Below are 12,039 nucleotides of genomic sequence, written 5' to 3' on the forward strand. Positions count from 1 at the left end.
CCGATGTCGCCGGTCAGTTCTCGAGGTCGCTCCGGATGAGGGAGTAGACCTTCATGTCGCCTCGTCCCCCGGGCGTCGCGACGCTGGAACGTTCGATGCCTTCGGCGATATATCCGGCTTTCTCCGCTGCCCGCTGTGAGGCGAGATTTCCTGTGGCAGCTCTGAGGACGACCCGTTCGATCCCTTGGTCGAGCAAGGCCCAGGTGCCGAGGACCGAGCTGGCCCATGCGGCGAGTCCGTGTCCTCGTCTCCAGGGGACGACCCAGTAACCGATCTTGGTCTGGGAATTTTCCCAGTCCGTTTCGGCCAGGGCGATGGTGCCGGCGAATTGACCTTCGTGTTCGATCGCCAGGGCGATACCGGCACCGCTCTTCTCGAGTTCTCGGGAGAACTCGTGGACATAGTCGTGGGCGTGCTCGAGGGTGTACGGGTCGGGCAGGCGGGTGAGCCACCGGTGCATCTCCGGGTCCTGGCAGGCGCGGTGCACGGCCTCGACGTCGTCCTCGTCTAGCGCCCGGAGGCGTTTTTCTCCGTCCCGGAGGTCGAGGGCGTCGAATTTTCGCTGCGCTTTCATGAAAGAACACTTTATCGCCCGGCATCTTTGTCGGCGAAGGGATTTTTCGACGGCGGACATCCCTCCCCGGTGAGAGTTGTCACAACATTTCTTCTGCAAAGGGAGTATCGTGGACCGATAAGGATCGGTGACATCCTGAATGTTCTCGACATGCCGGAACGCGCCCCACATGGGTCATTCGGAAGGGAGCAGCGGAATGAGTTCACGCAAGGTCGGCGACCGGATCATCACTTCGGCCCTCATCGCCGTAGGGGTCAGCTTCCTGACCTTCTACGCCGCCTTCAACGGACGGGGGCTCTGGTCAGCCCTCGTGCTCTTCCTGTGTTCCTGGCCGGCCGTCTATCTGATGATGGCCGTGGGCGACAGCATCAGCCACGCCCTGGCGCACCGATTCCCCGGCAGGCGGACACACCACCACCCGCGATGACGGCATCGGAATCGACGCGAGCCGCATGGCGCCGTGCACATATCCCGCACACATAACGGCCATATGTCACATATCTTCCTCGCCGCAGGAAACGACAGAAGCCCGTGTTAACATCGCGAAACACGCAAAATACGCGAGGAATTCACCTCGGCCTGACTTCCGCGCAGGCAACCAGCGCGTCACCCCACTCAGGATGGAAAATGAAGGTACTCGGAGTTAAGTACACCCTGCTTTCCAAGATTTTCATTGTCATCTCCGCCATCATTTTCATCTCCCCTTATCGGATGGAATTTTTCACTCTCGCACTGTTGTTTTTCTCCGCAGCTGTCGCCATCAAGGTCAAGGGAGACAAAGAGCTCGAGGAATCCACCCGTCCCTGAACGACGGTTCTCCTTCACGGCAGTTACCCCCGTGTTCCCGGCGAGGGCCCTCCCCTGACGGCGGTCAGCGCCCAGGGGGGCCGTCACCGCCGGGCGACCGACGACCTTGCCGTGCTCTGCGAGGATGGGCATATGGGTTCCCTTGCCGATGCTTCTCCCGCCATCGCCTTGTCCGCGCTCGACGGGCGCTACCGTGCCGCAGTCGCCCCCCTGGTCGACCACCTCTCCGAGGCCGCTCTGAACCGTGAACGCGTCCATGTCGAGGTCGAATGGCTGATCCATGTGACGAATCACGGCATCCTGCAAGGAGTGCGTTCCTTCACCGAGGACGAACAAGCAGCGTTACGTGCCGTCGTCACCGACTTCGGGCCGGAGCAGGTCGCCGAATTGGCCGAGATCGAACGGGAAACCGTGCACGACGTCAAGGCCGTGGAGTACTTCCTGAAGAGAAGGCTCGTCGAGATCGCCCCCGGCGAACCTGGCCTGGCCGAACTCATCCACTTCTGCTGCACCAGCGAGGACATCAACAACCTGTCCTACGCCCTGATGGTCAAAGGTGCCGTCGACCAGGTATGGGCCCCCCGAGCCACCGCCCTGGTCGACCAGATCGCCCAGATGGCACACGACCTGTCCGACGTGCCGATGCTGGCCCACACCCACGGGCAGCCCGCCACCCCGACCACGCTCGGCAAGGAGTTCGCCGTCTTCGCCCACCGGCTGCGCCGCCAGCTGCGCCGCGTCGACGGGCAGGAGTACCTGGGCAAGCTCAACGGGGCCACCGGCACCTTCGGCGCCCATCTCGCCGCTGCGCCCGGCGTGGACTGGCCGGAGATCTCCCGGTCGTTCGTCGCCGACGTCCTCGGCCTGACCTGGAACCCGTTGACCACCCAGATCGAATCACACGACTGGCAGGCCGAGCTATACGCCGACATCGCGCGATTCAACCGGATCCTGCACAACCTGTGCACCGACACCTGGACATACATCTCGATGGGCTATTTCGCGCAGGTGCGCGGCCAGGGCACCGTCGGCTCCAGCACGATGCCGCACAAGGTCAACCCGATCCGCTTCGAGAACGCCGAGGCCAACCTCGAGGTGTCCAACGCGCTCCTGGACGTGCTCGCCGGAACCCTGGTGAACTCCCGGCTGCAACGCGACCTGACCGACTCCTCGATGCAACGCAATATCGGTTCGGCGATGGGTCACGCGCTGCTGGCGCTGGACAATGTCGGTCGCGGCCTGGCCGGTCTCGACGCCGTACCGGAGCAGATGGTCCGGGATCTCGACGCCAACTGGGAGGTCCTCGGCGAACCGATCCAGTCGGCGATGCGCGCCCTGTCGGCCCAGGGCGTCCCCGGCATGGAGAATCCGTACGAGCGCCTCAAGGAGCTGACCCGGGGCAAGCGGGTCGGTCAGGACGAACTGGTCGCCTTCGTGAAGGGTCTCGGGCTGCCGGCCGAGGTCGAGGAGCGGCTGTCCGGGCTGACGCCGGCAGGATACGTCGGGCTTGCCCCGCAGTTGGTCCGCGACCATCTCGGCTGAGCGAGGCCACCGATGACCACGCCCCCCGCCGTCTCGGAGGTGGTGCCCGGGGTGACCGGACGCGGGGTGATCCTGACCGATCACCCCGGCCGGCCCGAGATCACCGAGGCGCTGGCCTCCGCCGGATACCTGGTGTGCGAGCTGGACGGCACCGATGTGGTGCAACGGGAGCAAGCACTGCCGGCGTTGGCGGCAGCGCTGCGTCTGCCCGGGGCGGCCGACCACAATCTCGACGCCCTGCTGGATGCTCTCCGTGACCTGCCCGATCTGTGGCCGGGACGGAACGGGGTGGTGCTGCTGTGGCGGGCGGCAGAGCGGTTCATCGGAGGTGACCCGCAGACCTGGGAACAGGTGCGGCAGATCCTGACCCTGGCGTGTCTCGAACTGGCACCGAACGAGTTCGCTTTCGAGACGGTGGCCTTCGTCGAAGGATACGATCTCGCCCCGTTGCTGCTTGATGTGCCACACGATAAGGGACCGGTGCTGTGAATCAGGACGAACTGTTGAACCGCTTGAAATCGAAGAAAGTCCTCCTGGCGGCCATGGTGCTGCTGATCCTGTTGGCGGTCCTGATCATCGGGCGTTCCGTCATGAAGGGTCAGAGCGGCAAGTCGGCGCCGGTGGCCTCCAGCGGGCGCAGCACCTCGGCGAAATCGACCGGTGGCTCCGCGAAAGGCGGCTCCGGTGGCGCCGCGGCGGGGAGTATCGCGGCCTGCGATCCGCAGAAGCTCCCCTCGGAGACGAAGCAGATCATCGCGTCCATCCGAGCCGGTGGGCCTTTCCAGCATCCGCGCAACGACGGGGTCACCTTCCGCAATGCCGAGAAACGTCTCCCGCAGAAGGACAGCGGGTACTACCGGGAGTACACCGTCCCGACGCCGGGTGCCCCCAACCGTGGCGCCCGTCGGATCGTCACCGGTGGTGACCCGCAGAAGAATCCGCCGGACTGGTACTACACCGGCGATCATTACGACTCGTTCTGCAAGATCACCTCGCCCTGATCCGAGACGGGGGCCTGTCACCGCTGGTGACAGGCCCCCGTCTGGTCGTAGAGCAGGCTGATCAGGTGTCCGTTACTTCTTCTTCCAGTTCTTCCAGTCCGGGCAGTGCTGGCCGACGATCTTGGCTTCGTCCTTGGTGATCATCAGGTCGTAGGCGTCGGTGACCTGGGCGTACTGGCAGACGTAGTCCTTGCGGTACTTGGCATTCGAGGGCAACCATTCGGCCAGTCCCTTGTCGCCCTTCTCCCGGTTGGCCGAGGCCCCGGCGGCCACGAGATTACGGTCGATGTCATTCGCGAACTGCACGCGACGCTGTTCCGGCCACTGGCTGGCGCCCATGTCCCATGCGCGGGAGAGCGGGTAGATGTGGTCGATGTCGATCTTCGTGGGACGTTGTCCCCGTTCGAAGGCGATCTTGTCGCCGCTGTACGCATCGACGATCTCGGCCTTGGAGACGGTGCATTTTCCGTCCTTGACGACCTTGGTCCCGCTGAGCGCGAGGACGTCGTCCCGGGTGGAGCAGCCGTTCTTGCCACCGGTGCCCGGGTGATCGTCGGTCCAGGCCTTACCGAAGACGCAGCCCTTGCCCGAACCGCAGTCCCGTTCGTATCCCTTGACCTTCTCGCGGCTCTGGACGACCCGCAGCCCGTGCTGGCGTTCGTTCGACAACGGTCTGGCGCCGCTGTTGGTCCGGACGAACCAGAAGATCACCAACGCCACGACGACGACAGCGACCGCCATCGCCCCTATTTTCTTGAATCCCAACCCCGCCACCTGAGTGAACCTCTTCATCCTGCCGGCCGTCCGTGGATCTCGTCGCCGCAGCCCCTGACGACACACACGAACCATGGACAATCTGATGGCAGGACATGAGCACACGTCGACGAACAGAGTTGAACCCTACCCGTTCGAGGTGGCCGAAGTGTCCGTTCTCACCAAGCCAGACCGTCGGAACAGACCGGCCGGCCCCACCCCACCGCAGCAAGCGGGGAAGGGCGGATCCCTCCAGGTCAGATCTCCACCCGTCCCTGCGGGGTCTCGAAGGCCACCGACAACAAGCCGGCATTCCCGTGCGGGGCGATGAAGGAGAAGTCGATGACGCTCGACGTGCGCTCGGCAGGCAGGGACAACCAATCGTGCACCCGGCCGGGGTCCCCGGCGATCGTCATCCCGCAGATGTTCACCTGCGGTTCGATGTCCACCGCACGGGAAGGATGCAGTTCGGGGTTGTCGAACTCCACGAAGAAAGGCAACTGGGGGTCGTTTAACAGGCCGTTGATGCCGATCTGTCGCCAGGAGAGCCGCCGTCCGTCCGGGAAGACCCGATGGCCGGGCACCCCGTCACGGCCGAGCCGCTGCTCCACGGCGGACAGGTCCTCGACCCGCACCACCCAGCCCAACCACCCTCCCCCGGCCAGGCAGGCCTGTTTGACGGCCTTGCCGAACGGAGCCTTGTCAGTGGCCGGATGTTCCAAGGGCTCCACCACTTCGACATACCGTTCGTGAGCCATCGGCAGGATGACATTGCGGGTACCGAACGACGGATGGACCCCACCGTTGACGGCACGGACACCGAGTTGTTCGGCCAGGCGATCGGCGGTCGCCCGCACCCCGTCCTTTTCGGCGGCATAAGAGACGTGATCGACTCGCATACGGCCATGGTGGCACACCCGAGAATGCCGGGAAGAATCACGAAGTGTGCATCGAACGCCGTTGACGAACCGCTTCGTACAACACAATTGCGGCCGCGGTGGCGACATTCAGAGAATCGGCCCGGCCGGCCATCGGAATACGCACCTTGTACGTCGCCGCCGCCAGGACAGCATCGTCCAGACCGGTTTTCTCCGTGCCGACGGCCACCGCCACCGGGCCGGTGTAGTCGACGTCGGTGTGGAAGAGATCGGTGTCCGGAGTGGTGGCCACCAGAGCGATCCCCCGCTCCGCCACCCAGTCCAGCGTCTCCCGGGTACTCGCCGAGGCGACCGGCACGGAGAACAAGGTCCCCTTGCTGCCCCGGACCACATTCGGATTCCCCCAGTCGGTCGCCGGATCCGCAGCGACCACCGCGGACACCCCGGCCGCATCGGCCGTCCGCAGCATCGCCCCCAGATTCCCCGGTTTCTCCACCCCCTGGCTGACCAACAGAAAAGGGTCCGCAGGGAGCTCCAGATCGGCCAAGGCCTTCGCCGGCGAGGCGACCACGGCGAGCACACCGTCCGGCCCCTCCCGGTAGGCGACCTTCTCGAACACCTGACGGGACAAGCGGACGACCTCCCCGCCATGGCCGGAGACGCTCTCCGCCAAAGCTTCTCCCCGCCCGGGGTCGGCCATCAATTCCGGGCACAGATAGAGCCCGGCAGGCCGGGCGCCGGCGTCGAGGGCGAGCGCGGTCTCGTCGACGCCTTCCAACAGGGTGACCCCCTGGGCGTCGCGCACCCGGCGGCGACGTAGCGCGGTCAGCGACTTGACCCGGGGATTCGCGGGACTGGTGATGATGAGATCTGCCATGGCCCCCTCAGCTTGTCATCTCCGGCCGGCCCCCTGCATCCCGCCCGGGCCCTGGGCACAGGCACGGGGCGGGCATCTTGGTCAGATGCCCGCCCCGGCGTTCGTGGATCTTTCTCGTGGGCGATGTCGGTCGGCCTCCCGAGTCCTCATCCGTCGTCCCCGTCGGGGAAGAAGAATCCCCCGTGCTGGAGATCGCCGGACATCAACGCTTCGGAGATGTCGGACATGGCCCGCGCGTAACCGAGGAGGTATTCGTCGTCGGGGCCCGTGTCACCGAGTTGCGTCTCCGTCAGGATTCGGTGAGAAAGATCAGCGGCGAAATCAGCGATGCGCAGATGGCTGGAGAATACGGGGTCGGCTGCTGCGCGCTGTTCACCATCAGCATTCTTGGTATCCGCGGAAATAAGCACGATCCTCCTTTCGGGAGATACTTTCGGAGAGTTTTTAATGAACATCCCTTGCGGGCGACACCCTCATCATCGACGCGGCTACAGCGCGGTGAAGCTTTCCCGGGGAGAAAATCGACGAAGCGCCCATCCGGAGCATTTGCGCAGCTCGCGATGCACCCCATCCATGATCGACCGTTCTGGTCGAACGATCGTAAAGATTTATCCGACCAGAAAAGGACATACAGACGTGCGTTTAAACAAAGCGCCCCGGGCAATAAAAATTGCGGGGGAACGGCATGTCAGGCGCAGCGTTCTTCGACCTGCCCGGGGGGCAATGCCCGCAGCACCACGGCCAGTCCGTCCTCGTCGACATGGGCGGTCACCAGATCGGCGACGGCCTGCACCTCCGGAGGTGCATTGCCCATCGCGACACCGCACGCCGCCCACTGCAGCATCTCCAGGTCGTTGCGCTGGTCCCCCACCGCGACCGTCCGCATCGGGTCGCTGCCCAGCTCCCGGGCGATCCGCTCCAGGCCTGAGGCCTTGCTGACCCCTTCGGGCGCGATGTCCAGCCAGGCGGTGAAACCCACCGCGTAGTTCACGCCGTGCAAGCCGATCCGTTCCACCAGCTCCAGGAAGTCCTCGGAGGTGCCGGTCGCACTGCGAAAGGTCACCCGCGTGGTCGGGGTCGACACCAACTCGGCCCAGTCGACCACTCGGATCCGCCCCTCCAGATCGTCGGTGCCCTCGAAGTCCCCGCTGACCTTGAAGCCGCGGCCGACCTCCTCCACCGCCATCTGGGCGTCCGGCCAGGCATCCCGCAGGACCGACAGGGCCGGCCCGGGGTCGAAGGTCCGCACGTCCAACAGCCGGGCACCTCCGGGCTCATCGGCGTCCAGGGCAGCGGTGACCGCGCCGTTGCTGCAGACCAGGTAGTTGTCCACCAAGCCCAGAGCGGTAGCCACCGGCACTGTCGCGATCAGGGAACGCCCGGTCGCGACCACGATGTCGTGGCCGGCTTCCTGCGCCTCGGCGACGGCGTCGATCACGTCCTGGGACAAGGAACCGTCATGGTGCAGGGTGGTGCCGTCCAGGTCGATCGCCACCAGATGCCGCCCTTCGGAGGTCGGCAGACGCTCCGGGAAAGGGAGCCGTCCGGGGCCGGCGGTGGTCATACGGTCGATCTTCATCACATACCTCCTCGTGCCCGGCTTCCTTCTCCGTGCCGACATCCGTATCCCTACGGGCGGCGTCTCGACAGGCTCGCATCATTCCTGCCGCCGGGCTGGTCTTCGTCATGTTTTCTACCGGAAGAAACGTCCCACGGATCAGGAAGGTTCGTCATGACGTAGAGATGGACTCCCGGCGAATTCTCCCCGGCGGGCCGCTCCTCCACCGTCGGCGAGGGCGGACGTCGCTCCCGGGTGCATCTCACGGACGAGGCATCCGCCCGTCCGGCATCAGGATCCTGGCCTGCGCGGAGACCACTTCCTGTGCCGCTTCCACCGAGGTGCCGGGCATCCGCGTGGTCATGATCGCCACCGCGTACCGGCCTCGGTCGACATAGCCCACGGTGGGGGTCCCGGTGACGGTCCCGGGGCTGTCTCCTCCTCCCCATCCCTGCTTCACCACGGCAGTGGGGTCCACCGCCCGCAGCCCGAAGACCTGGTTGGTGCCGTCCGCCGCCAAGGTCGACATGTCGGTCATCGCGTCGACCAACCAGGGACGGACCTTTCCGTCCTGGTGCACGGCCTGGAGGAAGGCCGCCATGCCGCGCGGGGTCACCAAGGTGCTTCCCCACTGGCCGGGCCCCTGCACCGGCGGAACACCCAGATCCGGGATCGCGTAGCGGCCGGCGATCCAGGTGATCAGGGCGTCACCGCCGCCTGCGGCGTACAGGGTGTTCGCGGCCTGGTCGTCGGAGAGCGCCACCATCCGACGGGCCGCGTCCTCCGTCGGGCCGGTGAGTCGGTCCTCGACGAGCAGCCGGGTCGCCAGGAAGAGTTTCATCGTCGACTCGGCGCGGAAGTATCCGCGGGCGTCCCCGGCCAAGGTGGTCTGCCCGGTCGCCAGGTCAACCACCGCGATCCCGCTGCGCCATCCCTGGCCGGTCGCCCGGAGCACGGCAGCGTCCGCGGCTCGTTGGCGTGCTCCCGGAGAGACGTCCGCCCGGGCGGCTCCGGAAGCAGCCGGTCCACCGGCGCCGGGTGGAACCTTCGGCGTGGGCGACGCGGCAGGGGCCTGAGCGGCCTGAGCGGACAACGGCGCGGCGAAAGGCCCGCTGGTCGGAAAGAGCTCCGGGACGAAAACGGCCGCGAATACGCCGAGTACCGCCGCGAGCCCCCAGGTCACCAGGGCCGCACACCACAACTGAGCCGTTCTGCTCATCGCCCACCCCCTTCCCCTCATCACTCGACAGCAGAGGAAGCGAGTTGAGCGGTCGACGGATAACCGGGGCCGAACAAAGGTGCATGAACGCGCCTACCGTGCAGGAGTCGCCCGGCCTGTGTCGGCGGCCGCGGGGTCAGCGGCCCGTCTGGGCCCGTTCGAAAGGATGCAGCGGCACCGCCGTCGACAACGGGCGCACCAATACGACGTCGCCGGTGGAGGTCACCGCGACCAGGTAGACGTACAGCCCGTCGGCGACCCGGGTGGCCCAGGCCGTGGTGTCGGCCCCCGGCCAGGCATCGGTGCGGGCCTTCCACCCGAACTCGTCCCCGCCGGGACGTTGCACCCAGACCTCACCCTTCGTGGACGAGGAGGCGGTGCGCCGGGCGGTGAGAACCCGGACCAGCCCCAGGGGCGCGTCCGGTGGGATGTCCGGCGCCGCCAACGGAGAACGTCGTTCCCGGTCGAGCAGGGCTCGAGCCTGGGTCTCGTCGATCGCCTCCGGGGGGATCCATTCCTGGGCCGGGGTCAACGGGGCGATCGCCAACGGTCGACGCAGCCCGATCCCGCCCCCGGCACCCACGACCTCCCGGCCGCGCACCATCGGCACGCCGTCCTGCGGAGAGGCGCTGGGTGGCAACACCATCCTGGCGCGGCGCAGGCCGCGGACGAACAGCCCCGATCCCAGGGCCTGGTCCCAGCGCAGGGCCGCGAACGGCTGCCCGTCCTGGCAGGAGACGGCCCACAGGTCGTCGCCGGCCCGCAGGGAGGTCGATCCCTTGGCGACGGTCAGGGGGATTTCGAGGATCGCGCCGTCGGGGCGGCGCACCCGCAGCCCTCGCTGCCCGGCACGTGGGGGGCGCACCACCACGCAGCGGGTCAACGGGGCGTCCAGGTCCACCGGGGCCCGGCCGCTGCGCCACATCCCTGCGCAGGTGGCTGCGGCGGTCGCGGTGACCGTCGGCCACAGGGCCAGGTCGACCGCGGAGGGGTCGCCGCCGAGCAGGAGGTTCCCGCCGTAGACGGCAGCGGTCAGGGCCGCTCCGATCAGGGGGATCGCTCCGGCGACGGTCAGACGTCGTCGTTGTGTGACGGCACGGCGGAGCACTGCTCGGACGTGTCGTTCATCCATGGTCACAGCCTAGGTGTGCTCGTCTTCCGCAGGTGAGGAGGGGTTTCGGGTCGGCTGCGCAGAGTCTGCGACGAGTCGGCGTCCGGGTCGGTCGCTGCCGGGGCCCGGACGCCGGGCTCAGCGGCTTCCCGGGGTGAGGACGTCGACGCCCAGATAGCGGCGCAGCGCCTGGGGGACCACGACGGAGCCGTCGGCCTGTTGGTGGTTCTCCACGAGCGCGACGAGCCAACGCGGCGACGTGGCCAGGGTTCCGTTGAGCGTGGCGACGATCTCGGTGCGGCCGTCCCGTTTCTCCCGGATGCCCAGCCTCCGTGCCTGGAAGGTGGTGCAGTTCGAGGTGGAGGTGAGCTCGCGGTATTTGCCCTGGCTGGGGACCCAGCCTTCGCAGTCGTACTTGCGGGCCGCGGGTCCGCCGAGGTCACCGGCGGCGACGTCGATCACCCGGTAGGGGATCTCCATGAGGTCGAGCATCTGCTTCTCCCAGGTGAGGAGGCGGGCGTGTTCCTCCTCGGCGTCCTCCGGGCGGCAGTAGACGAACATCTCGGCCTTCTGGAACTGGTGGACGCGGATCACTCCGCGGGTGTCCTTGCCGTAGCTGCCGGCTTCCCTGCGGTAGCAGGTCGACTGGGCGATGTACCGTTTCGGCCCGTCGCTCAGGTCGATGATCTCCCCGGAGTGGAATCCGGCCAGGGCGACCTCGGAGGTGCCGGTCAGGAAGAGGTCGTCGGCCTTGAGTCGGTAGACCTCGTCCTCGTGCGCGTCGAGGAATCCGGCGCCGGCCATGGTGGCGGGGTTGACCAGGGTGGGGACGGTCAACTGGGTGAAGCCGTTCTCGTAGGCGGTGTCCAGCGCCAGGTTCATCAGGGCGTTCTCCAGGCGTGCGCCCTGGCCGACGAGGTAGTAGAAGCGTGATTCGGCGACCTTGACGCCTCGGGCCATGTCGAGGGCGCCGAGTCCTTCGAGGACGGTGAGGTGGTCCTGGGGTTCGAAGCCTTCGCCGGTGAAGTCGCGGGGTGTCCCGCATTCCTCTCTCAGGACGAAGTCGTCTTCGCCGCCGGCGGGTACGCCGTCGATGATGACATTGCCGATGCGGCGCAGGAGGGTGCCCAGTTGGGTGTCCGCTTCGGCGGCGTCGGCCTCGAGTTGTTTGACCCGGGCCGAGAGATCGCCGGCGAACCTTCGGGCGGTGTTGGCCTCGTTCTCGAGGGTGGCGATCTCCTCGGCGGCGGCGCCGGCCTTCTTGGCCGCTTGGAGTCGTCCCATGGCGGCGCCGACGTCTTTGCTGGTGCTCTTCTGCTCGGATCGACGTTGTTCGAACTCGGCGAGGGACTCCCGTCGCTGCTTGTCCGCTTCGAGGACCGCGTCGACGATCCTGGGGTCTTCTCCGCGGGCGATCTGGGACCGGCGCACGACGTCGGGATTCTCACGCAGCAGTTTGATGTCGATCACATAACTCAGGGTATCGGCGAGGGCAAGTCGGCTGCGAACGAATTGCGAGGCGGTCTCGTCGTTTCGGTGTCCGGCCCCCTCCGGGGAGGGTGCGGGGCTTCCGGGTGCCGGGCTCCGGGACGGCCCTGTGCGGGCTTCCAAGTTCGACGTATAGATGCAAGAGAATTGCAGAGCCATTTTAGAGAACAGGGAAAACTTGTATCCCAGAAAATATCTCAGTAAATAGTAAAAGTGCAGGTCAAAATAGTG

At 66.5% G+C, this 12,039-nt stretch carries 14 protein-coding genes; 4 read left to right on the top strand and 10 right to left on the bottom strand.

Translation table 11 applies throughout. The features are described from left to right. Positions 1 to 13: 13 nt before the first annotated feature. The gene (locus tag AUCHE_RS11100; RefSeq protein WP_006503398.1) at positions 14 to 574 is read right to left on the bottom strand and encodes a GNAT family N-acetyltransferase; all 561 of its coding nucleotides are present in this window, start codon (positions 572 to 574) and stop codon (positions 14 to 16) included. 196 nt (positions 575 to 770) lie between these two features. On the opposite strand from AUCHE_RS11100, the gene AUCHE_RS11105 reads away from it, so the two are divergent. Then, on the top strand, positions 771 to 1,001 hold the full coding sequence (locus AUCHE_RS11105; protein ID WP_006503399.1) for a hypothetical protein: 231 nt from the start codon (positions 771 to 773) through the stop codon (positions 999 to 1,001). 188 nt (positions 1,002 to 1,189) lie between these two features. Here AUCHE_RS11105 and AUCHE_RS16700 read toward each other — a convergent pair whose 3' ends face one another. Next, complete coding sequence (locus AUCHE_RS16700; protein WP_143115147.1) at positions 1,190 to 1,513, bottom strand: hypothetical protein; 324 nt, start codon at positions 1,511 to 1,513, stop codon at positions 1,190 to 1,192. Here AUCHE_RS16700 and purB point away from each other — a divergent pair, their 5' ends adjacent. From purB to AUCHE_RS11125, 3 genes are read left to right on the top strand one after another with little or no spacing between them, the layout of a single operon-like run. After that, positions 1,514 to 2,923, top strand: a complete 1,410-nt coding sequence (purB, locus tag AUCHE_RS11115; RefSeq protein ID WP_006503401.1) for an adenylosuccinate lyase — start codon at positions 1,514 to 1,516, stop codon at positions 2,921 to 2,923. 12 nt (positions 2,924 to 2,935) lie between these two features. Beyond that, positions 2,936 to 3,412, top strand: coding sequence for a barstar family protein (locus AUCHE_RS15805; protein WP_006503402.1), 477 nt, complete (start codon positions 2,936 to 2,938; stop codon positions 3,410 to 3,412). Continuing rightward, positions 3,409 to 3,924, top strand: coding sequence for a guanyl-specific ribonuclease (locus tag AUCHE_RS11125; RefSeq protein WP_006503403.1), 516 nt, complete (start codon positions 3,409 to 3,411; stop codon positions 3,922 to 3,924). Before AUCHE_RS15805 ends, AUCHE_RS11125 begins: the two co-directional genes overlap by 4 nt. Positions 3,925 to 3,996: 72 nt before the next feature. Here the strand turns inward: AUCHE_RS11125 and AUCHE_RS11130 are convergent, their stop codons facing one another. The 8 genes from AUCHE_RS11130 to serS all read right to left on the bottom strand — a co-directional run bounded on the left by AUCHE_RS11130 (position 3,997) and on the right by serS (position 11,790). After that, the gene (locus tag AUCHE_RS11130; RefSeq protein WP_162137251.1) at positions 3,997 to 4,716 is read right to left on the bottom strand and encodes a GmrSD restriction endonuclease domain-containing protein; all 720 of its coding nucleotides are present in this window, start codon (positions 4,714 to 4,716) and stop codon (positions 3,997 to 3,999) included. Positions 4,717 to 4,934: 218 nt separating this feature from the next. Beyond that, positions 4,935 to 5,576, bottom strand: coding sequence for a VOC family protein (locus AUCHE_RS11135; RefSeq protein WP_006503405.1), 642 nt, complete (start codon positions 5,574 to 5,576; stop codon positions 4,935 to 4,937). Between the two features lie 37 nt (positions 5,577 to 5,613). Continuing rightward, the gene (locus AUCHE_RS11140) at positions 5,614 to 6,432 is read right to left on the bottom strand and encodes a TrmH family RNA methyltransferase (RefSeq protein WP_006503406.1); all 819 of its coding nucleotides are present in this window, start codon (positions 6,430 to 6,432) and stop codon (positions 5,614 to 5,616) included. A 146-nt stretch (positions 6,433 to 6,578) separates the two neighbouring features. After that, on the bottom strand, positions 6,579 to 6,842 hold the full coding sequence (locus AUCHE_RS11145) for a hypothetical protein (RefSeq protein ID WP_006503407.1): 264 nt from the start codon (positions 6,840 to 6,842) through the stop codon (positions 6,579 to 6,581). Between the two features lie 278 nt (positions 6,843 to 7,120). After that, positions 7,121 to 8,011: an HAD family hydrolase gene (locus AUCHE_RS11150; RefSeq protein WP_006503408.1), complete on the bottom strand. Its 891-nt coding sequence runs from the start codon at positions 8,009 to 8,011 to the stop codon at positions 7,121 to 7,123. Between the two features lie 241 nt (positions 8,012 to 8,252). After that, a complete protein-coding gene (locus AUCHE_RS11155) occupies positions 8,253 to 9,209 on the bottom strand; it encodes a serine hydrolase (RefSeq protein WP_006503409.1) in 957 nt (318 codons plus the stop codon). 136 nt (positions 9,210 to 9,345) lie between these two features. Further along, the gene (locus AUCHE_RS11160) at positions 9,346 to 10,341 is read right to left on the bottom strand and encodes a hypothetical protein (RefSeq protein ID WP_006503410.1); all 996 of its coding nucleotides are present in this window, start codon (positions 10,339 to 10,341) and stop codon (positions 9,346 to 9,348) included. A 117-nt stretch (positions 10,342 to 10,458) separates the two neighbouring features. Further along, complete coding sequence (serS, locus tag AUCHE_RS11165) at positions 10,459 to 11,790, bottom strand: serine--tRNA ligase (RefSeq protein WP_006503411.1); 1,332 nt, start codon at positions 11,788 to 11,790, stop codon at positions 10,459 to 10,461. Between the last annotated feature and the right edge of the window lie 249 nt (positions 11,791 to 12,039).

This window comes from Austwickia chelonae NBRC 105200 (genome assembly GCF_000298175.1).
GTDB classification, from domain to species: Bacteria; Actinomycetota; Actinomycetes; order Actinomycetales; family Dermatophilaceae; genus Austwickia; species Austwickia chelonae.